Raw genomic sequence first — 26451 nt, 5'->3', positions numbered from 1 at the left:
TTGGGCCATGCTTAGCACTGCCTTTTTTTGAATGCAAAAGGATTGTCCAGAGCTAAAACTCTAAACAACTTTAGCGAAGTCCTTCGGCCAAAACAGAGGGCCTTAGGCCGGGAAAGTGACGTCGTTCACGGGTGGCTTGGGCTTCTTCCGCCGTAGCCTCTCGATAGTCGAATCGGTTTTTCGTATCGCCAAAGCCTAAAACAGCCAAAGTGTTTTCTTTTGCAAGGTGGTTGTAAAATCCGGTAAAGAAGTCAAACCGTCCCCGCCCCGTAATCGCGCCACCCGAATCACGCACAATCACAAAGCCGTCATGAATCTCACCATTTGGCAAAACCGCGCTGACAAGGCGAGGGACAAAAATGACATCCCCGACTTTGTGATAACTCAGATCTGCTGCCACCGAAAAATAGGGATCCAAGCAATCGCCGTAAGAGCCGTAGCCGAAAGGACACGTCGACAAATCCACTTCCACGAAACGAGGAACTCCCTCAATGGTTGAATGATAGTTATAGGAAGTTGTAACTCCGTCGGTCTGAACAAAACACGAGCCTTGCATCAGACACTGTTTGTAGTCCGCCTCGCACAAAGCCGTCAGCTTCGCGTCCTGAGGAGTCACCACGTCCCGCATCTGCGACGGACTGCACTTGTTGTTCGCTTGAACGATAGTTGGTTTGTAGTAAATGGACGGTGTGAGGCCAAATCCATCGGAAGATTTTGAAACAGCACAAGAGACAAGGAAAAGTGGAAGCAACAATAGTGCGACTATAGACTGGGAATATCTCATACGCCAAGGGCCTCCGTGTGGCCCTATTTATATCAAAAAATAGCTTAATTGGCCGAGCTGCTGTCGAAAATACATAGCTCCTCTGCAAAGCCTTCATGTCTGTCAAAAAAGTAATCAGAGAAGGGCGGGAGTGGCGCTGTTCAGGTAACAAAAATAGCTCTTAGATGGGCGCAGAAAAAGGGCCTGTTTTCGCATTGATAGACAACAACTCATTGCCCACCGAAAGTGGATAAGCTATCAATGAAAAACAAGGGTAAAAAAGGGTTCATGACTTTACGTTTAAGGATTTTTTTATTCAACCTCATCTCGGTCTTTCTGGCGACGTTCGTTGTAGCTCTGATTGGTCTGAAAATCGTAGAGTCCACGGTGATCGACAGCACCTATGAGCGACTTACGCAAATCCGTATTAGTAAAACAACGGCTATTGAAAACTATTTCCGCGATCTGCAAACGGCCATCAATCTGATTTCGTCCCACGAGCAGACAGATGATCTGATGTTGACGACGAATATGGAGGCCTATCCGGACTTCCGTCGTCTGCTGGATAACTACGTTCTGGATTTTAACATCTATGACATGGCCTTGGTAAATCCCAAAGGCGTGATCGTCTATACCACCCGCAAAGATATTGAGGATGGAACTTCCGTACTGACCGGGGACTCCACTGCGAACAAATTGAAGGACTTGTTTCAGTGGGGTATGAAAGCGCAGGAGGGCTCGACCCTGTTCCTGGATTTTGATAAAGACGCGGTCAGCCCCAATTCTGCAACCGGCTTTGTCGCCGCCCCTATTTTTCGTAAAAATGCCGTCGTCGGCGTCTTAATGCTGAAGATTTCCATTTCAGAAATTGATCGAATCACCAGCGATAACTTTGCCTGGGCGACGCATGGAATGGGACAGACGGGAGAAACTCTGATTTACGGTGAAGACTGGAGTCTTCGCAACACCGGTCGTTTCCGCGTCGAAGGTGGCCAGAACACACAGAACTCGGAAGCCGAAATTCTATCTTCCAACCGTGGTGATGAAGATATCAAAAAAATTGAAAACCTCAGCGAGGTCCGCGAACTCGGTACAGACTATCGCGGTCAAAAGGTCATTCGTTCCATCGGTAAGATCTATTTACCAAATGGCGAGCTTTGGTACATTCAAACCAAGATCGATGAAAGCGAAGCCTTTGCCGTTCTTGACCGCATTGCGATTGCCTCCAGTGCGGCTGCCGTCTTGATTTTTATATTGTTCTTCTTTGCGACCTTCGCGGCGACCGGAAAAGTGGTGGAACCTATACAGCTTTTGACCGATCGTCTAGAAAAGCTGGGAACCAGCAATCTGACCCAAAAAATCAATTACAACTCGAAAGACGAAATCGGTCTTCTGGTCAGCAAATACAATCAATTGGCGGATCGCTTGGAAACGACGACCGTCTCTAAAGAGTTTCTGGACAGCGTAATTCAATCGATCAAGGCTTTTCTTTTCATTGTTCGAGTAAGTCACCACGATGACTGGCGGCAAAGCACTTATGTGGTATCTCAAGCCAATGAAGCAGCGATGAATCTTCTGGGAATCACGCAAAGTCAGTTGTCTCACCTCGATCTTAAAACTGTGGTGCACGCTCAACCCGAATTCAGCAATTACAACTGGCTTTTGCACACTCGTCACAGTATCGAAGCTGAAATCGTGAATCGCGACGAAGAGCGGATTCCCATTCTGATGAACTGGGCTGCCCTTCCCGGTCGTACCGGACGAGATCTGACTTTCGTGTTTGTGTGCACGGACATCACCGATCGAATCACCGCGGAAAACGCCTTGATCGAAGCCCGCGAAGCCGCAGTCAAAGCATCGCAAGCCAAGTCAGAATTCCTAGCTCGTATGAGCCATGAAATTCGCACACCGCTAAATGCGATCATCGGCATCACTGATATTCTGGCCGAATCTGATCTTAAGCCAGAACAAGAGCAGTTGGTTCGGGTCTGCGCCAATGCGGGCGAAAACCTGCTGGCACTCATTAACGATATCCTGGATATCTCTAAAATCGAAGCGCGTGAAGTGCGCTTGGAAAAGATCGCCTTCGATCTGGATTCGACAACAAATAATATCTGCGACATTTTGAAACAAAAGGCGGCGGAAAAAAATCTACGCTTCAACTTGCTGATGAATTTGGATAATTCGGGACCACATCTTATGATCGGCGATCCCACCCGTCTAAGACAGATCCTTTTCAACTTAATAGGAAATGCTATTAAATTCACCCAACAGGGTGAAATCACCGTCACACTGGATTTTGATGATGCCTCAAAAAAGTTTGTGCGCTTTGGTATCCGCGATACAGGAACCGGCATTCCTATGGATAAGCAACATCTGCTTTTTCAAAATTTTGTGCAGGCCGACAGTTCCATCACGCGCAAATTTGGCGGCAGCGGTCTGGGACTGACGATTTCAAAAAATCTTGTCGAGCTGATGGGCGGACGGATCTGGTTTGAAAGTGAAGAAGGGGTTGGCAGCGCGTTCTATTTTACCCTTCCCTATGTTCCCGCCGAACCGGGAACTGAAGTCGCCCATTCTGAGGATGCGCCTTCACCGGTTATTGAAGCAAAAAAGATCTCGCGAAACTCCCGCATTCTTGTCGTCGATGATACCGAAGACAATCGCTTTTTACTTCTGACTTACTTAAAAAAGCTTCCTTTTGAGGTGGTTCAGGCCGAAAACGGTCAGCAGGCAGTTGAAAGAGTGTTCTCAGAACCCTTTGATCTTATCCTGATGGATATTCAAATGCCGGTGATGGACGGATATGCCGCCACCCGAAAAATTCGCCAGTGGGAAATCGACACTCATCGCAAGCCCATTCCTATTATCGCCGTCAGTGCCAATGCCATGGCGGAAGACATCCAAAAGTCATTGGATGCGGGCTGCACCGAGCATGTGACAAAACCAATCAAAAAGTCTCATCTAATCGAAATGATTCAACGCTATACAGTTTAATTTTGAATTTGTCCGCCGCGAATTTTCGTTACTTTATTCGCAAGAACTTCCATATCCCGAGGATCATGTGTAACCAATAAAGTTGGAATTTTTTCTGTCTCAATGACTCGCTTTAGTAATTTACGACTTTCTTCGCGCAATTCCTGATCCAAAGCTGAAAAAGGTTCGTCCAAAAGCAAAAGGCGCGGTTCACCGATAATCGCCCGAGCAATGGCGACACGTTGCTTTTCCCCACCGGAAAGCACCGAGGCTTTTCTTTGTAGAAAGTTTTCCATCTGCATGATCTCGCTCAATTCTTTCATCCGAGCCGTCACGACTTTGGGATCAACTTTTCGCGCTCGGGCAGCGAATAGAATATTTTCTTGCGCGGTTAGATGCGGAAAAAGATCCAGGGTTTGAAAAACCACGCCCAAACGCTTTTCCGGCGTTCTTAGTTTCGCAAGATCAACACCCTGGAAATTCCATTTCAATCCGGGGCATTCCTCCAATCCTAGAAGAATGCGAAAGACCGAAGTTTTTCCTGAACCTGAAGGCCCCCATAAAACCGTGACTCCTTCATCCAGGATTTCCCAACGATCAATATCTAACTTAAAGTCGCCATAATCACGGTGCAAATTTTCGACGTAGGACACGACTTCCTCCCACACAAACTAAGAAACAAAAAAAACCAGCAACAACAATCAGACTGCTAAGCACAATGGCCTGGTTCAAGCGATAGCCCGACATCAGAGTCTCGGTCATCATTGCGATACTTAAATCCCGATGCGCCAGAATCCTTGAAACGGCAAAATCTCCGCAAGCCCAGACCGAGGCAATTCCCGCAAGCAAACCTGCGCGCGCTGACAACTGCGGAAAGAGAATCTCTTTGAAAATCTGAGTTCGCGAAGCCCCCATGGCATAAGCCACAGTTATTTGCGACTGAAGAGAATGAAGCTCGCCATCCCAGCCCATGCGGAACAGGCTGTTTAAGCTTAATAGAGTTAACGCAACTGGAATTTTAATAAATGGATAAAGACCTTCGTTGGGCCCCAGCAAGAGCAAACTAAAACAAGCCAGCGAAGTGGAGGGTGCTACATAGCCGTTCAAAAACTTCTCAAACCAAGCCTTGGGCCAACAATAAGCAATCAACATCAACCCAGCATAACAAAGAATCCCGACTGTAAGTCCCAGAATCACGCTGCCTAAGAAATTCCAAAATAATGCGGACTGCAGCTCGTAAAAATTGGTGATTAACGCAAGTCCCTCCACGAAGCCCTGCAGATATCCAAAAAGATAAAGGAATGAAAGGCCCGCGATCACGAACACACCACTGTAAGTTTTGATGAGGTCCAGATTGGCTTCGCGGGCAATGACAGCCCCTTTTCCGCGGCTGGCGATAAAAGAGAAGGCAAAAATAAATGTCGATTGCAGAAAAGCTAAAAGAACCGCGTCTCCCCAATTGCTGGACAGACGAATCTTTTCGTAGATCAGAACTTCCACCGTCGTGCCCTTCCCACCACCGACGACCAGTGGAACCGCGAAACTTCCAAAGCATACAACGAAAATAAAAAGCCCCAACAACCATAGATCTTTTTTAAGAAAGGGAAAAAGGCCTCTGGTTAGAAATTGCCAGCGCCCAGCGCCTTCCACATAAGCAAGTTCAATCATTCCACCCATTTTGTTTTCAATAATTCCTGCAAGTAAAACAGCAACCAATCCAAAGTTCATCAAGGTGTGAATAAGAACAATGCCTGCCACGCCCATAGGAAAAGGATCGACCAGATTCAGGGTGGCAAGTAGAATGAATATCGGTGGTAAAAAATTGGGAAGCAGACACAAGATTTCAAAGACAAAGCGAGCTTTTTTGTAAGGCCCGGTGCTTAACGACAACAGGCCCAAGCTCACCCAAAAACCGAGCATCAAAGAAAATACGGCAGAAAAGAAGGCCTGAACAAAGCTGTTCTTGAAAGCCCATAACAATTCACCTAAATCAGGAATTCCCGTAATACGAAATTGCGTAAGCAAAAAAAGAAACGGAAAAAGCAGAAAAAGAACTACGCCAAGGCGAAGCGCACGACTCAAGCTCAATTGAGTTCGCTCCTGCGAATTTCAGTCCAGCGTTTCAGCAAACGATCGACTTCTGATGAAGACAAGATCTCCACTTGATCCAAGGTCTTAACATTGACCAACGGCGCAAACGCCGTGTCTTCCATGACTCCCTTCATAACCGGGAACATATAGTTCTTTTCCATGATGATGCGCTGGCCATCTTGAGAAAGCATCAGGTTGACGAATTTTTCCGCCAAATCACAATGCCGACAGAAATCCGGAATACCCACGAACTCAAACTGCACCGGCAACGGTTCGTTGAATGGAAGCGCAATATAGTCACTCTTTTTTTCTTCCACTTCGTGATACAAAGGCGACGTCACGTAAGAATAAACCAGCTTGGTCTGCTTATTCGTAAAAAGGCCATAAGCTGTCGACCAGGTCGGTGAAAAACTATGCACCTGCCCCATCAACTTCTGAAGAAATTTAAACCCTTCTTCTTCCCCTTTGGAGCGAATCACCCAATACAGAAACTGCAGCCCCGGAGAACTTGTCCGAGGGTCCTGTAAAGCAATGCGCTTTGCAAGTTCCGGCGCTAACAGATCATCCAGACTGGCGGGCAAACGGGCCAACTCATCTTTGCGGGCAATGAAAGTCAACGCTCCCCAATCATATGGTACAAAGAAGCTGTTAGCCAAAGCGGGACGAACAGAGTCATACACATCCAACTGTCCTAGGCTGAGTTTGCGCCAAGGCTGCTCGGCCACGGCTTTGGAAAGATCAAACTGATCTAAACCCACCACCAGATCCGCACCTAAACTTTCGCCCTCGATTTTCAGACGTTGTAAAAGGATGCCGGAATCACTGCCTTCGATAAATTCCACTTTGCATTTGCATGTTTTTTCGAAGGCCTCTTTTAACAGAGGTCCAGGGCCCCAACGCCCCGTGAAAGAGGCATAACCAAAAACTCGCAAAGTTGGCAGAGAACTTGCGCTTCCGCTCTGATCGGTTTTATTCAGTACGGCCAAGAACAGACCCAAAAAAATCACAGCCAGGAAAAAAATAAAATGTTTCACACTACCACCATAATCCGCGGCGACGTTTGAAGAAGTAATAGTCAAAGCCCAGACAACGACCCGCGCCGACCCAAGCTAAAATCAAGTGGATAGCCAGAAAGGTTTTATAAAGATCTTCAGAGGCAGGCCCTGAAATGAACAGCATCGTCACACAAAGTAGCACACCCAAAAAAGCCACCGGGCGCACCACGTAGCCAATGATGTAGGAGATCGCCACCGCGAACTCCAGCCCTAAGATGATGAAGGCGACCGTCTGCCAGTTGGGAATCATTTGGCTGCTGGCGAAAATTTTAAACCAATTCGGAGCATGACTTGCCGGAAGCCATTCTGCCATTTGATCAGCGATGCGCGGGCGAGTTAAAAAATCGCCGCGATACTTGGTCATGGCTTGCTCCAAATAGTAATAACCCAAGAAAATTCTTAAGAAAGAAATCGGTAAAAGATGGCCTACGTATTTAACGCTCTCAAAAAATGCAACCAACATGAAGACATTGTGAACTAGACACCCTTCTTAGGGCAAGTCTCCTCAAGAAAGCAATGACTGCAATCGGGTTTTCTCGCCTTACAGATAGCTCGACCATGCGAGATCATGTAGTGAGAGAACATCACCCAATCTTCCTCGGGAACATGTTTCACCAATTCTTTTTCAATCAACACGGCGTTGTCAGTCTGAGTCCAACCCAAACGATAAGACAACCGCGTCACATGCGTATCCACGACGATACCACTGGCTATCCCAAAAGCATTCCCGAGCACAACATTGGCAGTTTTACGACCCACGCCGGGAAGCTCGACCAAAGCCTCAAGATTTTGCGGAATTTCAGAGTTATGTTTCTCAACCAACCGGATTGCCGCTTGCTTCAAATTACTAGCTTTGTTTTTAAAAAAGCCAGTAGATCGAATAAGTTGCTCAAGGTCTTCCAAAGGGGCCTTGGCCATTTTTTGCGGTGTCGGATACTTTTTAAAGAGGGCCGGTGTGACCATGTTTACGCGTTCATCGGTACACTGGGCCGAAAGAACCGTCGCCACTAAAAGCTCAAAAGGGTTGGTGAAATTAAGAGCACAGTGGGCGTCTGGATAATACCTTTTAAAAAGCTTTAAAGTGTCTAAAAGAGGAGCCGCTTTCTTTGCAGAAGCTTTCTTCTTGGCAGCCGGCATCTTGGAGGTTTTCGCCGGCTTTTTGGCAGTCTTTTTACTGGTCACCGTCGTTACCGATAGCTTCTACGGGACAACCTTCCATCGCCTCTTTGCAAAGAGCTTCCTCTTCGGGAGTTTCAGGTTGTTTGCTCACAAAAGCATGACCATCTTCTTCGTGCATAGAGAAATTCTTAGGAGCCGTCAGGACGCACGCATCGCAGGCAATGCAGGACTGATCTACGAACATTTTGCCGGGTTTATTATCTTTCCATTGCTGACTCTTATCGGCCATGAGGTCTCCTAAATATGCGACCTTAATATAAAACTTTTGACCTTGATGTCAAACCCCCTTCCCGACTTGGGTCGCATTTTTCACGACGTCCTTTGTTGAATGCTGGGGTCTGGGCCTATTTACAGATATTCTAGAGGAGAAATTAAAGGAGAGTTCATGGAAGGACCTCGTTCGCCGTCAGAAAACGAATTGCCTCGTGTTTTGGATTTTTTAAACAAAAAGCTGCGTAATGAAGCCTCCTGGTCGATTGCTGCGGAATATCCCACGGCTTTTGCCCCTAACAACTTGCACAATATGCGCATAATTGCTGACGAGGATCAGGTTCTTTCGCATGCGGTATTGAAACCTCTTATTATTAAGTCGCCGCATGTGATCTTTAAAGTGGGTGCCATTGGTTCTGTGGTCACCGACGACAATCACCGGGGGCAGGGCTATAGCACCCAGGTTATTTCAGACTGCTTAAAATCTGCCACCGAACAATCCTGTGATATTGCGATCCTTTGGACAGATCTCTTTGATTTTTACCGCCGCATGGGGTTCGAACTTGCCGGAAGCGAAATCAGCTTCGTTATTGAAGACAGCTTCGATGTGGCTCCGAACAACCTGCGTTTTTCCACCGATTCGAAAGTCTCTCCGGATGCGATTTATCGACTCTACTCTTCACACTCTGTGAACTCCGTGCGCACGATCGAAGAAACTCGAAAGTTCCTGTCTATCCCGCAAACAAAAGTTTACACAGCGTGGGAAAGTAACGGCCAACTGGCCGCCTATGCGATTGAAGGCAAAGGTGTCGATCTTGGTGGTTATATCCACGAATGGGGCGGCTCTGTCTCGAAACTCATGGCTTTGTTCAGCTTTATCCGGGCGCAAAAAAACCAGCCTTATACAATCATCTGCCCTCGTCATGCGACAAACTTGATTCAGCAACTGCAACAAAAACCTGTGACGATGAATCAAGGATTTTTGGGCATGATCAAACTTGTGAATTTCGATCAATTGTCCGCCAAAATAAAACGCGCCTTTCGCGCCGAAGGTGTCGCGGACATCGTTTTGGAAAAACATCCCGAACATTTTGTCTTCGGCATTGGTCAGGATCTTTATACTATTAAAAATGAAACAGACATGGTTCGTCTTCTTTTCGGCCCGGTGGACTATGGTGCTCTAGGTATTTTCAAAAATGAAACCGTCGAAAAGTTTCAAAAGGTACTACCACTAAACCTATGGATTTGGGGTTGGGATTCAATATGATTTCTTGGAAAAACGCACTCCTGACACTGCTGCTTCTGAGCAGTGTCGTCTCCTGTATTAAAGAACCGATCGAAGAAACTGAAGCTCCGGCCAGTCTAGCAGAGGTTCAGGACTCTTTGGCGACCGCCTGGGGCCAGGCCGATCCCTTGACGATGGAAAAGAATGACTTTCTTTTTCAAGAGACCGAGCAGACTTTAGAGACCAATCCGCAACCATTTTATGTTCTGCAAGAAGCTATCACCATCACCAATAAAGAAGAAAAAGCGGATGAGTGGCTGTATACCTACGCTTACCAAAGCAAAGCTTATAAAGGTGATCAAGAAGGTGCGGAATCCACGCGCGAAGATCATCGTAGCGTGGCGAAATCCGATGCCTCGCTGGCGAATGCGCAAAGAGTAATGAGCTACCAACCGTCATTAAAAACGATGGCTGACGACAACCAAATGGTTTTGGGGTTTGAACGCCTGTATGGCTTGGCGTATGCCTGTGAAAAATCCGCCGCTTTGGACAAATACTGCAAAGAAGAATTAAAGGTCGATAGCTGCGAAATCACCTGCTCGAATTTGAAACTGGAAGAAGAGATGCGTCCCGTCCCTGATTTGATCAAGGCACAACCCAACTGTGGCGGTTTTGCAAACTGCGCTATCAAATCTAAAAAAGTCAGTTTCAATTGGACAATCGCATTGAAGCGCGGCGAAAGCGTCGAAAAACAAAAGGTCAATTACTGGGTCACGTTAAGTCCCGACATGCCCTTCTTTTCACGAATGCAAGAGTACTGCTATCGCCAGCTTTTCCCACTTCAAAGCCAAAAAGTTTTGGTGACAACTTGTACAAAATTAAAAAACTTTAAAAGAGGAACGCCTTAAGGCACACAGTCCTAATCAACCTCGATTCATTGCCAAGAGTTCCAAATGACAGTACTCTAAAGCCTCCTTTACAGGAGGTTTTTTATATGAAAAAGATCGCCGTAGTTCTTTCCGGATGCGGATATCTCGATGGCAGCGAAATCACTGAAGCTGTCAGTTTACTTATCGCTTTAAACCAAGCTGGCGCTGAAGTCTTTTGTTTTGCTCCCGATATCGAAATCCCGGCGACGGATCATCTGGCAGGAAAACCTTCCGGCGAAACACGTCGACTTCTTAACGAAGCCGCCCGTATTGCCAGAGGAAATGTGCAAAGCCTGGATAAACTTCAATCCAAAGACTTCGACGCGCTAGCCTTTCCCGGAGGATATGGTGCCGCCAAGAATCTGTGCAACTGGGCCGAAAAAGGCGCCAAGTGCGAGGTCAATCCTGACGTCAAACGTGTGATCACAGAATTTCACGCTGCCAGCAAACCTATTGGTGCTATCTGCATTGCCCCGGTGTTATTGGCGCGCGTCTTGGGCGATAAAAAGATCACCATCACGATCGGCGATGATCAAGAAACAGCTGCGGAAATTCAAAAGACCGGAGCTCTTCACGAAGAATGTCCTGTTGATGATTACATCACAGATCGCGAAGGAAAAATCGTCACAACCCCGGCCTACATGTACGATCAAGCAAAACCGAATGAAGTCTTTAAAGGCATCTTTGGGCTTGCGCATGAACTCGTCGAGTGGGCTTAAAACAGAATTGGATGCTAATATGAAGAAAACAGTCGCACTTATTTTTGGCGGAAAATCAGCGGAGCACGAAGTCTCTCTTCGTTCAGCGAAGAACGTGGCGGATGCTCTTGATAAAGATAAGTTCACTCCGATTCTGGTAGGCTTAAGCAAAGAAGGCAGTTGGTATCGTTTTCCCAACATGTCGTTATTTGCCCAGACAACAAAAATTGTCGATTCAGCTCTTCCCGTTGACGCGGAACCTGTTGCCTTGATTTCTTTCCAGGGAAAACCCGTCCTTTATTCTTTAAAAGACCATTCGAAAACTGCCATTGATGTGGCCTTCCCAATTATGCATGGAACCATGGGCGAAGACGGTACAATTCAAGGTCTTTTTAAAATGGTACAAGTTCCCTTTGTCGGCTGCGGCGTCTGGTCATCTGCGGCGGGCATGGACAAAGAAGTGATGAAGCGCTTGTTCGTGGCCGCGCAAATTCCGAATGCGCGATATATGTTGCTGACTCCCTACCAAAAGAACGATTACAACGAAATTGTCACCCGACTTGGAAGTCCTTTCTTTATCAAACCTGCGAATGCGGGTTCTTCCGTCGGCGTTCATAAAATCAAATCCGCCGCCGACTTTGATACAAAATTAAAAGATGCCTTTCAGTTCGATACCAAAGTGCTGGCTGAAGAGTTCATTCAAGGCCGCGAGATTGAATGCTCCGTGATGGGCCACAATCATGCGCCGGAGGCTTCTTTACCTGGCGAAATTATTCCGCAGCACGAATTTTATTCTTATGAAGCCAAGTACATTGATGACAATGGCGCTCTTTTAAAAATTCCTGCTGAGATTTCCAGTAACACCTTAAGTCAATTACAGACACTTGCGAAGAAGACCTATCAAGCGATGGGTTGCGATGGTCTGACTCGCGTTGATTTCTTCTTGAAATCCAATGGGGAATTGTTTGTGAATGAAATCAACACGATTCCGGGTTTTACGAAAATTTCGATGTATCCGAAAATGTGGGAAGCCACAGGCGTTTCTTACAAAGATTTGATTACAAAACTGATTCATTTCGGTCTTGAAAAACACGAATCCGAACAAAAACTGAAAACATCTTATCTAGATTAAGTCGCTGCAATTTTTCTGACCAAAAGACCTTCACTTTGAGGGTCTTTTGACCTAACGTCTTGCCGCTAAAAAAGTCTTTTTTTGTTTACTCCGCCAAGAAAATTCCGATAAGTACGCCATGGGACTGAGACGCTTTTGGCAATACATGTCGGTATCGAACAAACTTTACGCTGTCATCGGCGTCATGGCTTTGTTGATCGCTTTAGAACTTTTCTCTTTATATTTTGCGATGAACACCCTTTCTTCTGTGCGCAGCTTTGTGACAGGCGAAAGCCTTTGGTCAAAAGCGCAGAAGGACGCGGTCATCAGCCTGCATAAATATGCCCGGACCCGCGACGCCAAATTCTATCTAGCGTTCCGAGAGAATTTGCAGATTCCTCTGGGTGACAGCAAAGCCCGTCGCGCTTTGGAACAAGAGCCTCCCGATTTGCAAGGGGCCTTCGACGGCTTTTCTCAAGGTAAAATTCATACCGATGATATTCCAGGAGTCATCAACTTGATGAACTTCCGCAGCTTTCATTACGTCAAGGAAGCAGTTCGCATCTGGCGGGAAGGCGATGATCTGACAAACGAGTTGATCGCCTATGGCGAAAACCTTCACGAGCTTATTCAAAAGAACGCTCCCCCACAGCAGGTCATTCAGACACTGAATACGATAGATGAACTGAACGATCGATTGACTGTCCTTGAAGGCAACTTTTCCTATACATTAGGTGAAGGTTCACGCTGGCTGGAAGAGGTTTTATTGATCACCCTGATCCTTGCCGTCCTGATTGTTGAAGGAACGGGCTTGGCACTGACTATTACCTTCAGCCGCAACCTTTCAAAAGGCCTGAAAGAAATCAACTCGGCCGCCAAAAAGATCGGGGAAGGTCAGTTTAATGTGGAGGTTCCTGTCCGTTCCAGGGACGAACTGGGACAGCTTGCCGAATCTCTTAATAAGATGGCATTCGATTTACGCAGCAGTATCGGCGAAAGACGCCAGGCCGAGCAGGCCAGTCAGTTGAAAAGTCTTTTTCTGGCGAATATGAGTCATGAAATCAGAACTCCCTTAGCCGCTATCATCGGGTTTTCTGAGTTACTTAAAGACACGAATCTTTCCGAAACCGAAAGACACCAATATCTCGATGTCATTCAACGAACCGGAGAAAATCTGACTCGTATCATCAACGATATTTTAGATCTTTCGAAGGTGGAAGCCGGGCATCTTGAAATTGAAAGAAGTTCTTTCTCTCTTTCACACCTTCTGGATGACATTCACGTTCTGATGGTGGCTAGGGCCCATGGCAAGCCTTTACATATTGAATTCAACCGTCGCGGAATCGTGCCCGACACAGTTACGACGGATCCCCTTCGTCTTCGTCAGGTCCTGACGAACATTTTGGGGAATGCGATCAAGTTCACGGATCAGGGCTACGTTCGCATGACCTATGAAGTCTCAGGAAATAGTTTGGTTTTTACAATTAAAGATACCGGTGTGGGAATCTCGGGTGAAAAACGCTCTTTATTATTCCAACCCTTCAGCCAAGTTGATAACTCTATTTCAAGAAAATACGAAGGCACGGGTTTGGGACTTGTTTTGTCCCGTCGCCTGGCCGAGATGATGGGAGGCACCGTCAACTTGGAAGAAAGCCAGGTCGGCAAAGGCAGTACCTTTATTATCCGCATTGCCTTAGAGCCCTCGGCTCCGTCCCAGAAAGGCTTCCAGCTTCCAAAAAAAGACTTTATCAACAATAAACAACTGTCGGAAACTTCCATTTTGTTAGTGGACGATGTTGAAGACAACCGTCTATTGATTCAAAGAATGCTCAGTAAGCGTGGCGCGAAACTCACCTTGGCCACCAATGGCGAAGAAGGACTTCATAAGGCTTTGAACGAAAACTACGATATTATTCTGATGGACATCCAGATGCCGATTATGGATGGCTATACGGCCACTAAAAAATTGCGCCAGGCAGGATATAAAAAACCGATCATCGCACTCACGGCTCACGCTATGAAAGATGATCGGGAAAGATGTCTGGAGGCAGGCTGCACGGACTATTTGACCAAGCCCGTGCATGTGGAAGCATTAGTTCAGACGATTTTAAGTCATTCATTCATCGAAGAAATTTAGTTTAAAAACAGTGGCTGCCTTTGGCGTCAATGGAGCAAAACGCTTCCTGAACTCCGTCCAATCCTTGTGGGCCCCGATCGCCCTGCGGCCCCCGAGGACCTTGATGCCCCGCCCCTTCTCGTGGATTTTTGCGATACGAATGCCCGCCATCGCCGCCTTCTCCACCAAGTCCGCCTGGACCGCCATCACCTCCCGGGCCGACGATTCTATAAATTTGCGGTTGGAATACATCGTTAGCCTTCACTTCAAGGGACAGTGTTCCCGTATTTCCCCCACTCCCGCCTTGCCCTCCTGGATAGCCCTTCAAGCCGGGATTCCCGGGTCCCGAGTAACAAAACTCTTCTTTGCGAAGCGATAAGCATTTGATTTTATCCGCATCCACACCCCTGGTTCCTTTCAAAGCGGTATCGGGATCAGGACCGGCAAGTCCAAGGCCTCCTTTTTCTCCACGAAGAGTGATAGTCATAAAACCGCTGGCATTTTTTGCAGCGATATAGATATGTCCTCCATGACGTCCATTGTGCCCTTGCGGAGCCACTGCTTGTTCAGGAAAAGTCGCCACTTGTCCATTGTCAGAAACCAACTCATCCAACTGCAAAGTCAACTTGTGGCCCATCGTAAATAATCGTCCACTTGAAGTGAAAGTCAGCTTTCTAAAGCGAAACGAGTACGCTTCACTCTGGCGCGAAAGCTCCTCCGCTCTTCCCTGATTCTGCAATTCGTCGGCACTCAGGAATTGGCCTTGATAAAGATAAAGGTCTTCGGCAATCGTCAGATCTTCGTATTCGGGGACAGCCACGGCTTCCTGGATTTCAGGAGCAGCCCCTGGCTCTTTATCCTTGACCTCAACGCAACCCCATAGAGGAACAAGCAGCACGACCAACAGCACTTTAAAAATTTTATGTTTCATCTTTGTATCTCCTTCCGCCATTCGCTCTTCAAGAATGAATGCAGAAAGAAACGGGTCTTAGCGCAGCATTTCAGCCGAAGTCCGGACGTTGGCCTGTGAACAGCTTTTGCAGTGATTGAGATTTGCTCCAGGATGGAGCCTTTGCCCGTACGTAAGCGAAGAACTCGAAGGACGAGACAACATGGAATACAGCAAGATCAATTATTTTGAAAAAACAGACACTCCGAAACATCGTGAGTTTATAATTTCCCAAAACAATTGCATACTTTGCGGTACCGTTCTGGAACTAAAACACATCGCCGATCGTGCCACGGATGAAATCAAGGAAGAAGCCTTCTGCCCGCATTGCGAAGTGAAAACTCGCAACAAAACCCATGTTTTAAACTGAGGGGTTTGTCAATTTTCTAACACCTGATTTCGTCAAGAGTCTGACGAAATCAGAGGCCCGCCAATTTTTTTACATCCGAATAAAACGACCCGTTCCATGACATGTCGAGATTACCAAAGCTCGACTGCTTATGTCCAAAGACCACCGGCGCCTCGCCAGGTGTCCAGGAGTTAAGCCACACATGGGCGGCGTCCAAGGATGACGCCACCTTCAACGCTTTTTCTGTCGGCCCCCAGATCACCGCCGAGTGGGCGAGATAAGAGGTATTCGCCCATTTTTGTATCTCGTGCTGATACTTCACAGGGGTCACCAAGAGAAGAGGCCCATGCAATTCATCTTGCTGAAGAAGACTGCAATGAGGCAGATCGAGCATCACTGTCGGCCTATAAAAATAGCCCGCTTCTTCCGCCGGTCCTCCCACAAAAATTTTTCCGTGTTCGCCAACACCACTTTGAATCTTTTGATCAATGTTGCGCACTGAGGCTTCCGAAATCAAAGGTGTCCAGGTCTCACTTCCCCGCGGATCTTTTAGGGGTCTGAGAGTCGTTAGATAGTCTTTCAAGGCAGTTAGAAATTCAGGAGCTAAAGACTCGAGCACAAACAACTGGGACACATTCCAGCACATCTGCCCCTGTCCCATAAGGAACGGACGCAGAATTTCTGGAAGAAGACTTTTGAAATCTGTTTCCGCCAACACGGCAGAAGGATTCTTGGCACCGCCACTCAATTGAAGCTTTTTAAACTGAGGCAATGCGACTTTTGCAATCGCTTCGATTGTTGAAGTTTTTCCCGCCGCCGTCACAGCGCGAATGCTGGGATGACCTGCAATCACTTGCGCCACTTCAGCACTTCCCTGCAAGATGTTTACAACACCGGCTGGGATCCGAGATTTCTGTAAACACTCGCCCAGAATCTTCGCTGTGATCGGAGACTGTTCCGATACTTTAACGACAACCACATTTCCTGCAGCCAATGCCGGAGCCATTCTTTCCACGATCAAACGCAATGAACAACACCAGGATGTGATGATGCCGACGATCCCAGAAGGTTGATAGCGTATCTGGGAGTCTTGAGCAGGGCGCACATCTTCGGCAATATCACGCAAGACTCGCACGGCGACTTCGACACTGTTTTTTAAAACGAAAGAGTGCGGAAGCCCCTGATGAAGCGCTTCTTCATAAGCAATTTGATCCGCGTCGTTCTGCAAAGCTTGCGCGAGGGAATTTAATAAATCCGCTCGTTGTTCCGTCGTCGTGTCTTTAAAACCCAGAGCCGCCTTCTTTGCGACCTGCAACGCCTTGACGACGTCCATGGCGTCCGATGATGACACCGAAGCTAAAAGCTGACCAGTAAAGGGATTGAATTTAGAAAATGTGGATTTACTTTCAGCAGGGACGAACTCCCCGCCGATAAAGTTCGAAAGTTCCAAAGATGAATCCTAGTATAAGTTTTGGTTTCGATACTGCATCAGATGATGCGCTAACATATCTGATTTAAGTATCTCATCCGCCACACCTAGTTCAATGGCTTTTTGAGGAGCATAAGGGAATTGAGCTTCCTCAGGGTGCTGCACCACAGTGGCACCACCTTTTTTTTGCACTTCGGTAAGACCTTCGACGCCATCTCCACCGAAACCTCCCAATAAAACCGCATAGACGCCTTTGTTATAAGCTGCCGCCGCAGATTGGAAAAGAACATTGGCCGAAGGTAGTTGGGAAGCAACGGGCGCACCTTTTTGAATATTAAGCACCGGGCCACTGACTCCGGTTTGAAGTTTTCCATGATGTTCAGCAGGAATGAAATACACATGTCCCATTCGTAAAAATTCTCCGTCCTTAGCCAGAACGGGAGTGACTTTGGAACCTTGTTTCAACTTGCTGATAAAAGCAGTGGCAAAGTTAGCGACAGTACTGCACGCCACCACAACAGGCGGTGTATCCGCTGCCAGATTCTTAACGAATTTCTCAACGGCGTCGGCACTGCCGGCATTTCCACCCAAAACCACCACTTTCAACTCCGCCGATCTGCGCACGGACATTTTCATGGGTGTCGTCGCCTTGGTATCGATCACCGGCGGCAGGTCCTTCAAGCGTTTTAGCACATTCACTGAAGCTGCAGCCCGCACTTTATCAACCAACATCGCCGCCAAGTCCTTCAAAACCGCGGGATCAAATTGTGAAGGTTTGTGCACAAACTCCACCGCGCCTAATTCTAAAGATTTGAGTGCGGCTTCTCCTGTACTGGCTAAAGAGGACACCATCACTACCGGAATTGGATGATGCTTCATGAGCTTTTCTAAAAACATCACACCCGACATCTTGGGCATTTCAATATCCAAGGTCACAACGTCCGGCTTTTTGCTTAAAATCATTTCGCGAGCCTGGTAGGGATCTGCGGCAGAACCGACGACTTCCAAACCACTTTTCGTGAAAATATTCGTAAACAGAGTCCGCACCGTGGCCGAGTCATCAACAACAAGAACTTTCACATTTCTCGCTACAGACAAGGGTTTGAAGCCCGACACATCCACAGGTTTATCCACAGATCCCGTATCGCGGGGTGAATTGTGAATCACTTCGAACGTGGAAGTATTCATCTTGATTGTGCGAGCTGATTCGCCCGCAACATTTCTTTCAACAATCGGAATATTGAATTCGCGCAGCAATTGTTCCGCTATTTCAATATTGCGTTTCCCAATGCCATCACCAAGCTGAGAGACGCTAATAACATTGCCACCCCCATAGATCTTAGCCTGCATTTTACCGCGGTTAGCCCCCAAGCGAACGCATTCCTCGATAAGCTGAGGAATGGCGAAACTGGCATAACGGCTGTTACGACTTTCTTCAGGCAATCCTTCCGGCAACAGATAGTGATTGAGGCCGCCAATTTTCGTCGACGGATCGTAAATAGCCACAGCTACACAAGAGCCCAACAATGTTGAGATCACGGTTTCTTCTTTAAAGGCCGCCAATTTTCCAGGGAACAAATAATGGGTATTCATCATGCCACCAGTTTTTCAAGATCCAGAATCATGATGCTCTTCGTGCCTTTAATAAAAAATTGTGAAACAAAGGCCGTCTGAATTACAGAGGAATGGCTTTCCACATTCTGCAGTTCAGATTCTTTCAAGCTCATCAAGTCATCGGTTTCAGTCACCTGCAAGGAAAAGCGAACGCCCTGATGTTCGCAGATAACATAAAAAGTGTTTTTAATATCCGTTTGTTTAAATCCGTGATCCTGGAAGCTGATGACTGGCACCGCTTCGCCACGGAAAGGGATCACCCCCATCAAACCTTCTTTTCTATCCGGTAGGGGAAAAAGAGGAATTTGACTGCTGATCTCAACCACATTCAAAAGAGGAATCGCGAATTCATGCCTGCCCCATTTGCAGTGAAGCAGTTGCACTTCCTGTCGTAGTTCCACTTCAAGAGCAAAACGCACCAGATAGTCCGAAGAATCAGACTTTTCCTGCGACAAAGCTTCGGCATAAGCTTTCAAAGTTTTTAGGGCACGAATCAGTTCACGGGGTTCCTTGAAGTTTTGCGTACGCTCTTCAAATTGTTCTAACCACTGGGAAAAGTATTGGAACTCGTTGGTTTTTGCATCCACCGCCCAGGCCCGGGCTTGTTCCGCAACTTCACCACGAATGCGTCGTAAGGTCGAATCGTCGGTTAAGTCAATGAACTTGTCAGTCTCTTTGCAGACACTGTCCAAGAAGTAAGCTTTCAGTTCGGCCGTAAAATCATCACTAAAAAAATCACTCATGCGGCCTCCTTCATGCTTTCAAGCTGGAATAAAAGCTGAATCATTCTTTCCGGATCGACAATGTAGGTCACTTTTTCGTCAGCCAGAATCGATACGCCTTTGAAACCTTTTTGTTCGCCGACAATTCTGCCAAAGCCTTTTACCACAAGATCCGTTTGCGCTTCGATACGATCTACCAAAAGAGCAAAGACCGCGTCTTTCAGCCGAATAAATACAGCTGAAGAAGATCGAACTGTTTCTTCGCTGGCACTGACCTGATGATGTAAAACTTCTGAATAGTTTAAAAGAGGCACAGTCAGTCCACTAAATTGACAGAATCTAAGGCGATCCACCGTGGTCATTTGTAGTTCCCGACACGAACTGATATGTGCCACTGAGGTCAAAGGCACGGCCAAACGATAGTCGCCCCAGGCACATAATAAAGCGCTTTCCACCATGATGTGCTGAGGCACCGGAATTTCCAGGCGAAAGGCGGCCCCCTGTCCCGGTTGATTGTCGATGTGAATTTTTCCCTGGTACTTTTCGACAATGGCCAGAACAATGTCCATGCCGACCCCCCGTCCGGAGATGGTGGTGACTTTGTCCTTCGTAGAAAATCCAGCATTGAAAATAAATTTATAAATCTGCTCATCACTCAACTGTGAAACTTCAGATTCAGAAACAAGACCGTTTTTTAAAGCGCGTTGAAGAATGCGCTCTTTATCCAGACCTTTTCCGTCATCTTTAAATGACAGGTGAATCGTATTGCTCTTTTCAGAAATATCCAGAATCAAATTGCCTATAGGGGATTTCCCCTGGAGGGCACGCTCGAATTGATCTTCGATACCATGATCGATCGAGTTTCGCGCAATATGCACCAAGGCTTCATAAAGATCCTGGCCCAATCCTTTATCGATCATCAAATCACTGCCCAGCATCTCCAGTTGAACGTTTTTATTCAGTTCGGTAGAGGCCTGACGAACCAGCAACTGCAGAGCTTTAAAGCTGTCCGCTGCTTTTTCTTTACGCACACTTTGGACCTGATTTTGAAACTGATCGCTGATCTTGTTAAGATTCTGAGAGAAATCAGATTGGCGTCTTTCGAACAGGTCTGGTTGCAAACGGAAGTTCACCGTCTGATTCATCATGTGGAAGAAATTTTTAAGAACCAGAAGCTCACCCGACAGACGCAAAAACTCATTCAACTGATTGAGTGAAAGCCAAACACCTTGCTCTTCCGAACTCAACGTCGCGACCGGGCGAGATTTGTTATTTTTGGAGTTAGCAGAACCCACTTCACTGGCCAGATCAAAACTGCCATAACTGGCAATAAGTTCGATAGCCTCGCTCAGTTCCTCGGGATAGAGTTCGCTTTTATTTCGCAGACTTTGCGCCAGAACTTTCATGATGCGAGAACTCTTAAGGAATAGATCGATACACTCTTTGGTCACCGTGTGATGGTCGCGCTTGATGCGGGTTAAAAGAGCTTCGAATTCATGCGCCAGTGAACCCAGCAACTGTCCACCAGGAACGGCGCCGACACTGCCTTTGATTGTATGGACTTTTCTGAAAAGAACATTGATCTGGTCTAAGTCCGAAGGGTTGTCTTCAAGCTTCAGAATTTGATTGTCGAGTTCTTCTAAAATCTCTTTGGATTCTTCAAAGAAAACGCGAGAGACTTCTTCAACTTGCGCGAAGTCGATCAGAACAACAGTGTCGTCCTGTCCTGGAAATCCGTTAGCATTATTTTCGTCAGACATTGGTTGAAGTTCCCACTTTCGCAGCTGTGAAGTCTTACGAATTTATCGGAATATTCAGTATTTAAGTTAGGATTCCCAGGAAGATTTTTGAAACTGTTACCCAGAAAACATAATGAAGGAAAGCTCGGAAAAAGAAAGAGCGACTCTTACGAGTCGCTCAGGTTTAAGAATTCTTGCGAATCCTAGGCGAAGATCCTGGGGTTTCTAAGAAACCGCCACCTCCGCCTTGGTTATGTCACATATATTAACCATAAGCACCACCTCCTTACCAGCCCCAATAGAAGCTTGATATCGATGGTACACTACACAGATCGAAAACTTCCACTATGTACTGGTCCAGTTTTACGGAACCAGTCATTATGAAACATTTTTTAAAGTGAACGAATGAACTGAATCAAAGCGGAGCGATCCGCTTTGGGAAGATGGATGAATTTGTTTTTGGAATACTCGCCTTCCCCACCATGCCACAGAATTGCTTCCTCAATGGTTCGTGCCCGTCCATCATGCAAAAATCCCGCACGGGGGTTGATGGTTTGTGTATGGCCAAGCCCCCATAAAGGACGTGTCTTCCACTGCCGTCCATTAGCATCGAAGTCCTGACGTCCGTCGGCCAACCCTTCACCCATATCGTGCAAAAGCATATCCGTGAAGGGATAGATTTTTTGGTTGCTGAAAGCTGCAATTTTATGAGGTCCCGTCACAAAGCTCGGCTGATGACAGCTGGTACAACTGACTTGATGAAAAATCTGCGCGCCCCGAACCACCTCGGCTTCGGTCACATTTCTGCGAGACGGCACCGCCAAAGTTTGAGAGTAAAAAACCAAATCATTCGCCACCTGATCGCTGGCCTCCAAAGGCGATGGCACCTTCGGATTTTGCACAAAGGATTCAAATAGCGCCGTACCGAAGATGCTTTCCATGGGAAAAGCATAATTGGTCACACCGATATCGCCCCGTAAAGCACCTAACGATTGGTGAAAGACAGAAGGTGTATTGTTTTTCAATCCAAAACGTCCCATCGAAACAGGACGAGCTTCTTGCTGCATGGATTTTTCAATATCGAACACCCAGTTCACGGTTCCTTTCACGCCTTCTGCAGAAAGATCCCGGGCCGCCAAAGCCAGGATATCGGATTCACGGATTGCTTCCAAAAGTCCCAAGCCGATCATAGGAGTACCCATGCGCGGACTGGTTTTGACATCTTTTTCGTACAGACGACTTTTCACTTCGCCGGTCACAGAGTCGAAATATTCATCGTAGGCATCGGTGATTTTAAAAACCGGCTTACGCAGTTGTACCGAAGTTCCATCGGGATAAGTAAATACACTTTTATCATACTTCATCCAAACCTGGGCTTGTCCCACGCCAGGCAGATCTTTACGAACCCCCATAGAGCCTAGATGAAAAAGTTGATCAGAAAAACCGGGCACCGGCACGGGGGCTCCCCAATGAGTCTCGGCTGTCTTAGGACGTTGGCTGCCATCTTCGATACTAATCCGCAAAAAAACTGATTCATTTTGACGAAGCTGAACCCATTCTTGTCCGGGCATAAGGACCGGCAAAGCGCCGCGACCATCCTTAGAGTGGCAGGCATTACAGCTTGTATTATTGAAGACCGGCCCAAGACCGTGATCAAAACGACCGGCGTCGTCGGAAAAATTTCGTTCAAAAAGAGCATCGCCGGTCAGATGACGTGCGATTTCTTCTTCAGTGAGATTCGCTGCAGGATTGCGAAAAGCCCGGATGGATTCTCCTCTTATCATGATTGTCGTATCACCACCGGATTTTATTGCATGAACATAATCCATATCGATTCCGGAAGCCGCATGAGCCATGCCTCCGACGATGATATTAAAAGCAGAAAGAACAATCCAGGCTTTCATGAGAATCTCCATTACATATCAAGTGTTGGCAGAACTTCGTTTTCCATTGTCGCGTGCAGAGCATTCAACGCATCGATTGCTTTTTGCGCGCGCGCGCGACCTTCATGAGTAAAGATCGCTTGACCGAAATCACCGCCGCCAGTTGGGCGAATCGCCTGAATCAACTGCATGCAATTCAAGATTTCATTTTCAACACGATTTGCCAGACCTGCATCCACTCTTTCTACCAGCGCCTTAATACCAGGGCCTTTAGAGCTTCTGTAGTGACCTGTGTAAATGCTGTAAACGGAACGGATGTTATTCGTGAAATCATTCAATGAATTCCAGGAAAACGGAGACTCTACCAATGCCATGTTCGCCGAGTTGATATCTGCACCCATCGGATCCGACATTTTGCCGTTCGCGACTTCGTCCAGAATACCCATCATACCTTGAACAAACTCTTCCATCACCGCACGGTCGGAAGAATAGAAGGGATTGTCAAATCCCGGCTGACTGATCACTGTTACATAGCCAGGAGCTGATGGATTTTCGGGATCATAGTTCTTTGTCCATGCGCTAGCCAGATAAGCCGCGTGCTCAGTCAACAAAGCCGATGTCGCTTTTAAGTATTCGAACTGTTTCGCCGTCAATGCGCCTACCGGCTTCGTATTGGCAGATTTACCATCACCGAATAAAAGATATTCAATAGTATGGAAGCCTTGAAGGTTGGTTCCCAGTGCACGGACAAAATCAGTAGTGATCGTGCGGTTGGATTTCAAAACAGAATCAAGATCCAGGATATTCAAAGGCCAAGTATCTAACAAAGGATCAATACCTAAAGAGTCCACGGGCCCGAACAAGAAAGCTTCTGAACTTTCCCAGGGCACACGTGTCGCACGCCAAGCCTCTTGGGCCGTTGCTAGATTTGCCTCGGTAGGGTTTGCTGCCAAAGCATTCACAGCCACATTCAACTTTGCGGCCTGTGAAGCCAGATCATTATAGGTCGCAAGAATCACATTATAAGAAACGTGATTGATGATTTCCTGATTCGTCGCCGCTTGCGCCATCGCACCAACGAAGGTCAAAGCTGCTGCCATGAGTTTCAAAGCTTTCATGAGCTTGTCTCCTTATTTGTTAAAACTGTCTATATCAAATCCAAATGCAATGTTTGCTTGATAAGTCTCGGGCAGACCGTCAAGCTCGGTCACTTCCGTTGCGTACTGCGCTTTTAAGAAGGCGCCCGTGTCAAAAAACCACATCAAACCACCCGAATTGCGAGTGACTTCGTAGCGTGGGTTTTTATTGATATTGCCTTCGACCTCGTCAAAGGTGTTTACATGTTCCCACTTCAGGAAAGGTGTCAGTCGAATCGAAGCAAAATCATAATAAACTTGCAGCGATTCCAAACGCGCCTTGTGTCCCAAAGGAGCAAAAGATTTCGGTTTAGCCAAACCACCTAAAGTCGCATTCGCCGCAGAAACCAGATTGGAGTTTTCCAAAGTACCTTGAATCATTTCACCGCTGAAACCGAAGCCTCCGATTTTATAACCACCCATCAAAGTCCACAGAGTCACTTCCGCGTCCTCTTTAAGTTTGTCGACTTTATAGCGATTTCCCGTTGTGTTTCCCGCATAGTAAGAAAGAGCAAAACCTTTTCCTTTGGCGACACTGCCCCACTCAAGACTGGCTAAGGTGGCCAAATCGTCAGCGTTGTTCGTTTCAAAGTGACGTTGGTAACCGCCCCCAATCCAGTTGTAGGTGCGGAAGAACTCAGAGTTCAACCCGCTGACAATTCCAAGACGTGCTGTGAAATCAGAAAATTTCTGTTCGACTTGTACGCCCATCTCAGTCCAGTTCAAAGGAATCATACGAGCTTCAAGGTCAGAAGCCAGAATGGATGCGTACATATGAGGCTTTGTTTGTACGGAGCCCAAGGCGATAAACAGAGGGAACTTACCCACGCGTAAAGCAGTGTCGGTCTTTTTCCAGGTTTTTTTATAATAAAGCTCAGGCAGGACGACTTCACCGCCCTTTTCGATTTCTTGTTCGAACTCGCCGAACTCTTCAAAAGGGTCAAATTCGATCACTGTCCCGACGCCCCCGTGTTCGATTTCAATTTCGAATTCGATTTTGGAACTTTCTGAAAGAATGTACTCTCCTTCAAAAGCGATTTCTGCCAGGTCCATTTCACGACGAGTGATCGGCGTCAGATTTTGCACAGTTTTAAAAGTCTCGCGCTGTCCAAATACCATGTAGCCATAAGATTTGAACTCGAACTTAGGATAAGTCTTTTCATCAGAAGCTTTTGCTATTGACGTAGAAACCGCAGCCTCGTGCTCTTCGTCGTCCTCGTCCTCAGTTAACGCCTGTGTCGTCACAGATGAAGTGGCGGGAGCTTGAATCTCGGCCGTCGGAGTTGCGGTTGTGGCGGTCGCTGCCCCGGTTGAGTCTTGGGCGTTTGCGATACTAGAAAATACAAAAATTGATAGTAACAAGCGTTTCATGAATACTGCTTCTCCGTGAGGATCCGGTTTTAGAGAAGCAGCATGTAAAGGTCAAAAGAGCGACCCAATTTTGTTTCCAAGTGAGAACGACCTGATATCCAACTGAAAACTTAATGATAAGATCCACCGGAGATGGTGGAACGCCCTGAATTTATTACTTAAATAGGAACTTAAAGCGTGGAACTTTCTCGCCACCAACCTCGACGATCTCTGACCACATGACGGCGGGACGACACCACAATCGGCCGAGTGGATTGTCATAAAGAGCTTCGTACAATACGACATCCTCCAAACTTTCGCTGTGTTTGCCGACCCCAATCACGCGATACTGTTTTCCTTTATAGTGCTGGTAAATGGCGCCGGGAATAATATCTTGGTATTTATTCTGTTCTGTCATCGCTTTACTTCATTTCGTCAAGATGGGTGATAATGGCCGCTTGAATCTGCTTCATCTCTTCGTCGGAACGACGTTTCGCACGTTTAAAGTCTAAATCCGGAATCGACCAAGCTGGAATTAAATGCAAGTGATAGTGAGGCACCTCAAAACCGGCTACCATCTGACCGACGCGAGGGGCTCCTGATGCCTTCAAAATAGCCTTGCCAATTTTTTGCGAAACCTGATGTAGATGAGAATAGGTTTCCGCCGGAACTTCGGTCCAATGATTGATTTCCTCTTTGCAAATCACCAACGTATGACCCAAGTTCACCTGATCCAGCGCCAAGAAAGAAAGAATTTGGTCGTCTTCGTAAATCTTGTAGGAAGGAAGCTCACCTTGAATAATTTTAGTAAAAATTGAGGGCATATCGAATCTCCTGTCAGCGACGTTCTGTACTGAGACATTAGACCAGACTTCCACGATTCTTCAACATTTGCCGTAGAGAATAAGTCATGAGTTCACTCTATTG

Annotated in this window: 24 protein-coding genes; 7 read left to right on the top strand and 17 right to left on the bottom strand. The window is 46.8% G+C overall.

Annotation, left to right across the window (positions count from 1 at the left end):
• Positions 1 to 70: 70 nt before the first annotated feature.
• Positions 71 to 784, bottom strand: a complete 714-nt coding sequence (locus tag OM95_RS01270; protein WP_041869416.1) for a 3D domain-containing protein — start codon at positions 782 to 784, stop codon at positions 71 to 73.
• Positions 785 to 1051: 267 nt separating this feature from the next.
• On the opposite strand from OM95_RS01270, the gene OM95_RS01265 reads away from it, so the two are divergent.
• Positions 1052 to 3760: an ATP-binding protein gene (locus OM95_RS01265; RefSeq protein WP_041869817.1), complete on the top strand. Its 2709-nt coding sequence runs from the start codon at positions 1052 to 1054 to the stop codon at positions 3758 to 3760.
• On the opposite strand, the gene OM95_RS01260 is transcribed toward OM95_RS01265, so the two are convergent.
• From OM95_RS01260 to OM95_RS01235, 6 genes are read right to left on the bottom strand one after another with little or no spacing between them, the layout of a single operon-like run.
• Complete coding sequence (locus OM95_RS01260) at positions 3757 to 4392, bottom strand: ATP-binding cassette domain-containing protein (RefSeq protein ID WP_041869414.1); 636 nt, start codon at positions 4390 to 4392, stop codon at positions 3757 to 3759. The genes OM95_RS01265 and OM95_RS01260 overlap by 4 nt on opposite strands.
• Entirely contained in the window at positions 4364 to 5827 is a 1464-nt protein-coding gene (locus OM95_RS01255) for an ABC transporter permease subunit (protein WP_041869412.1), read from the bottom strand. Before OM95_RS01255 ends, OM95_RS01260 begins: the two co-directional genes overlap by 29 nt.
• Positions 5824 to 6864, bottom strand: coding sequence for a thiamine ABC transporter substrate-binding protein (locus OM95_RS01250; RefSeq protein WP_041869410.1), 1041 nt, complete (start codon positions 6862 to 6864; stop codon positions 5824 to 5826). The genes OM95_RS01255 and OM95_RS01250 overlap by 4 nt, the downstream gene beginning before the upstream one ends.
• A gap of 1 nt (position 6865) precedes the next feature.
• A complete protein-coding gene (locus tag OM95_RS01245) occupies positions 6866 to 7348 on the bottom strand; it encodes a DoxX family membrane protein (RefSeq protein WP_041869408.1) in 483 nt (160 codons plus the stop codon).
• A 14-nt stretch (positions 7349 to 7362) separates the two neighbouring features.
• Positions 7363 to 8022: an endonuclease III gene (gene nth, locus OM95_RS01240; protein WP_041869814.1), complete on the bottom strand. Its 660-nt coding sequence runs from the start codon at positions 8020 to 8022 to the stop codon at positions 7363 to 7365.
• 34 nt (positions 8023 to 8056) lie between these two features.
• Positions 8057 to 8293 carry a ferredoxin gene (locus OM95_RS01235; RefSeq protein ID WP_041869406.1) on the bottom strand — a complete coding sequence of 79 codons (237 nt, stop codon included), beginning with the start codon at positions 8291 to 8293 and terminating at the stop codon, positions 8057 to 8059.
• A gap of 156 nt (positions 8294 to 8449) precedes the next feature.
• Between OM95_RS01235 and OM95_RS01230 the strand changes: the two genes are divergently transcribed.
• The 5 genes from OM95_RS01230 to OM95_RS01210 all read left to right on the top strand — a co-directional run bounded on the left by OM95_RS01230 (position 8450) and on the right by OM95_RS01210 (position 14374).
• Positions 8450 to 9541 (top strand): GNAT family N-acetyltransferase, encoded by a 1092-nt coding sequence (locus OM95_RS01230; protein ID WP_041869404.1) that lies wholly within the window; start codon positions 8450 to 8452, stop codon positions 9539 to 9541.
• Positions 9538 to 10407: a hypothetical protein gene (locus OM95_RS01225; RefSeq protein ID WP_041869811.1), complete on the top strand. Its 870-nt coding sequence runs from the start codon at positions 9538 to 9540 to the stop codon at positions 10405 to 10407. The genes OM95_RS01230 and OM95_RS01225 overlap by 4 nt, the downstream gene beginning before the upstream one ends.
• An 86-nt stretch (positions 10408 to 10493) precedes the next feature.
• The gene (elbB, locus tag OM95_RS01220) at positions 10494 to 11147 is read left to right on the top strand and encodes an isoprenoid biosynthesis glyoxalase ElbB (protein WP_041869402.1); all 654 of its coding nucleotides are present in this window, start codon (positions 10494 to 10496) and stop codon (positions 11145 to 11147) included.
• Complete coding sequence (locus tag OM95_RS01215; protein WP_291515418.1) at positions 11092 to 12258, top strand: D-alanine--D-alanine ligase family protein; 1167 nt, start codon at positions 11092 to 11094, stop codon at positions 12256 to 12258. Before elbB ends, OM95_RS01215 begins: the two co-directional genes overlap by 56 nt.
• A gap of 118 nt (positions 12259 to 12376) precedes the next feature.
• Positions 12377 to 14374 carry a response regulator gene (locus OM95_RS01210; protein ID WP_041869400.1) on the top strand — a complete coding sequence of 666 codons (1998 nt, stop codon included), beginning with the start codon at positions 12377 to 12379 and terminating at the stop codon, positions 14372 to 14374.
• Between the two features lies 1 nt (position 14375).
• Here OM95_RS01210 and OM95_RS01205 read toward each other — a convergent pair whose 3' ends face one another.
• The gene (locus OM95_RS01205; protein ID WP_291515417.1) at positions 14376 to 15284 is read right to left on the bottom strand and encodes a hypothetical protein; all 909 of its coding nucleotides are present in this window, start codon (positions 15282 to 15284) and stop codon (positions 14376 to 14378) included.
• 181 nt (positions 15285 to 15465) lie between these two features.
• Between OM95_RS01205 and OM95_RS01200 the strand changes: the two genes are divergently transcribed.
• Entirely contained in the window at positions 15466 to 15672 is a 207-nt protein-coding gene (locus OM95_RS01200; RefSeq protein WP_041869397.1) for a hypothetical protein, read from the top strand.
• Between the two features lie 49 nt (positions 15673 to 15721).
• On the opposite strand, the gene OM95_RS01195 is transcribed toward OM95_RS01200, so the two are convergent.
• The 9 genes from OM95_RS01195 to OM95_RS01155 all read right to left on the bottom strand — a co-directional run bounded on the left by OM95_RS01195 (position 15722) and on the right by OM95_RS01155 (position 26348).
• Positions 15722 to 17101, bottom strand: coding sequence for an aldehyde dehydrogenase family protein (locus OM95_RS01195; protein WP_041869396.1), 1380 nt, complete (start codon positions 17099 to 17101; stop codon positions 15722 to 15724).
• Between the two features lie 9 nt (positions 17102 to 17110).
• Complete coding sequence (locus OM95_RS01190) at positions 17111 to 18676, bottom strand: chemotaxis protein CheB (protein ID WP_041869394.1); 1566 nt, start codon at positions 18674 to 18676, stop codon at positions 17111 to 17113.
• Positions 18673 to 19437 carry a chemotaxis protein CheW gene (locus OM95_RS01185; protein ID WP_041869392.1) on the bottom strand — a complete coding sequence of 255 codons (765 nt, stop codon included), beginning with the start codon at positions 19435 to 19437 and terminating at the stop codon, positions 18673 to 18675. Before OM95_RS01185 ends, OM95_RS01190 begins: the two co-directional genes overlap by 4 nt.
• Positions 19434 to 21176 (bottom strand): ATP-binding protein, encoded by a 1743-nt coding sequence (locus OM95_RS01180; protein ID WP_041869390.1) that lies wholly within the window; start codon positions 21174 to 21176, stop codon positions 19434 to 19436. Before OM95_RS01180 ends, OM95_RS01185 begins: the two co-directional genes overlap by 4 nt.
• A gap of 371 nt (positions 21177 to 21547) precedes the next feature.
• A complete protein-coding gene (locus tag OM95_RS01175; RefSeq protein WP_041869808.1) occupies positions 21548 to 23059 on the bottom strand; it encodes a di-heme oxidoredictase family protein in 1512 nt (503 codons plus the stop codon).
• A gap of 11 nt (positions 23060 to 23070) precedes the next feature.
• Positions 23071 to 24156 (bottom strand): imelysin family protein, encoded by a 1086-nt coding sequence (locus OM95_RS01170; RefSeq protein ID WP_041869388.1) that lies wholly within the window; start codon positions 24154 to 24156, stop codon positions 23071 to 23073.
• Between the two features lie 12 nt (positions 24157 to 24168).
• Positions 24169 to 25545: a hypothetical protein gene (locus OM95_RS01165; RefSeq protein ID WP_041869386.1), complete on the bottom strand. Its 1377-nt coding sequence runs from the start codon at positions 25543 to 25545 to the stop codon at positions 24169 to 24171.
• A gap of 154 nt (positions 25546 to 25699) precedes the next feature.
• The gene (locus OM95_RS01160) at positions 25700 to 25942 is read right to left on the bottom strand and encodes a DUF1653 domain-containing protein (protein ID WP_041869384.1); all 243 of its coding nucleotides are present in this window, start codon (positions 25940 to 25942) and stop codon (positions 25700 to 25702) included.
• 4 nt (positions 25943 to 25946) lie between these two features.
• Complete coding sequence (locus OM95_RS01155) at positions 25947 to 26348, bottom strand: HIT family protein (protein WP_041869382.1); 402 nt, start codon at positions 26346 to 26348, stop codon at positions 25947 to 25949.
• Positions 26349 to 26451 lie beyond the last annotated feature (103 nt).

This window comes from Bdellovibrio sp. ArHS, from assembly GCF_000786105.1.
Taxonomy (GTDB): domain Bacteria; phylum Bdellovibrionota; class Bdellovibrionia; order Bdellovibrionales; family Bdellovibrionaceae; genus Bdellovibrio.
Note: the sequence above shows the minus strand (reverse complement) of the source record. Positions and strands in the feature narration are given on the sequence as shown.

What these genes read in the sequence shown, in the direction of transcription:
- OM95_RS01190 (WP_041869394.1), bottom strand. Translation starts at nt 18,676, where the DNA reads ATGATGAATACCCATTATTTGTTCCCTGGAAAATTGGCGGCCTTTAAA.
- OM95_RS01245 (WP_041869408.1), bottom strand. Translation starts at nt 7,348, where the DNA reads ATGTTGGTTGCATTTTTTGAGAGCGTTAAATACGTAGGCCATCTTTTA.
- OM95_RS01165 (WP_041869386.1), bottom strand. Translation starts at nt 25,545, where the DNA reads ATGAAACGCTTGTTACTATCAATTTTTGTATTTTCTAGTATCGCAAAC.
- OM95_RS01265 (WP_041869817.1), top strand. Translation starts at nt 1,052, where the DNA reads ATGACTTTACGTTTAAGGATTTTTTTATTCAACCTCATCTCGGTCTTT.
- OM95_RS01225 (WP_041869811.1), top strand. Translation starts at nt 9,538, where the DNA reads ATGATTTCTTGGAAAAACGCACTCCTGACACTGCTGCTTCTGAGCAGT.
- OM95_RS01205 (WP_291515417.1), bottom strand. Translation starts at nt 15,284, where the DNA reads ATGAAACATAAAATTTTTAAAGTGCTGTTGGTCGTGCTGCTTGTTCCT.
- OM95_RS01170 (WP_041869388.1), bottom strand. Translation starts at nt 24,156, where the DNA reads ATGAAAGCTTTGAAACTCATGGCAGCAGCTTTGACCTTCGTTGGTGCG.
- elbB (WP_041869402.1), top strand. Translation starts at nt 10,494, where the DNA reads ATGAAAAAGATCGCCGTAGTTCTTTCCGGATGCGGATATCTCGATGGC.
- OM95_RS01175 (WP_041869808.1), bottom strand. Translation starts at nt 23,059, where the DNA reads ATGAAAGCCTGGATTGTTCTTTCTGCTTTTAATATCATCGTCGGAGGC.
- nth (WP_041869814.1), bottom strand. Translation starts at nt 8,022, where the DNA reads ATGCCGGCTGCCAAGAAGAAAGCTTCTGCAAAGAAAGCGGCTCCTCTT.
- OM95_RS01235 (WP_041869406.1), bottom strand. Translation starts at nt 8,293, where the DNA reads ATGGCCGATAAGAGTCAGCAATGGAAAGATAATAAACCCGGCAAAATG.
- OM95_RS01160 (WP_041869384.1), bottom strand. Translation starts at nt 25,942, where the DNA reads ATGACAGAACAGAATAAATACCAAGATATTATTCCCGGCGCCATTTAC.
- OM95_RS01185 (WP_041869392.1), bottom strand. Translation starts at nt 19,437, where the DNA reads ATGAGTGATTTTTTTAGTGATGATTTTACGGCCGAACTGAAAGCTTAC.
- OM95_RS01270 (WP_041869416.1), bottom strand. Translation starts at nt 784, where the DNA reads ATGAGATATTCCCAGTCTATAGTCGCACTATTGTTGCTTCCACTTTTC.
- OM95_RS01200 (WP_041869397.1), top strand. Translation starts at nt 15,466, where the DNA reads ATGGAATACAGCAAGATCAATTATTTTGAAAAAACAGACACTCCGAAA.
- OM95_RS01180 (WP_041869390.1), bottom strand. Translation starts at nt 21,176, where the DNA reads ATGTCTGACGAAAATAATGCTAACGGATTTCCAGGACAGGACGACACT.
- OM95_RS01210 (WP_041869400.1), top strand. Translation starts at nt 12,377, where the DNA reads ATGGGACTGAGACGCTTTTGGCAATACATGTCGGTATCGAACAAACTT.
- OM95_RS01215 (WP_291515418.1), top strand. Translation starts at nt 11,092, where the DNA reads ATGAAGTCTTTAAAGGCATCTTTGGGCTTGCGCATGAACTCGTCGAGT.
- OM95_RS01155 (WP_041869382.1), bottom strand. Translation starts at nt 26,348, where the DNA reads ATGCCCTCAATTTTTACTAAAATTATTCAAGGTGAGCTTCCTTCCTAC.
- OM95_RS01230 (WP_041869404.1), top strand. Translation starts at nt 8,450, where the DNA reads ATGGAAGGACCTCGTTCGCCGTCAGAAAACGAATTGCCTCGTGTTTTG.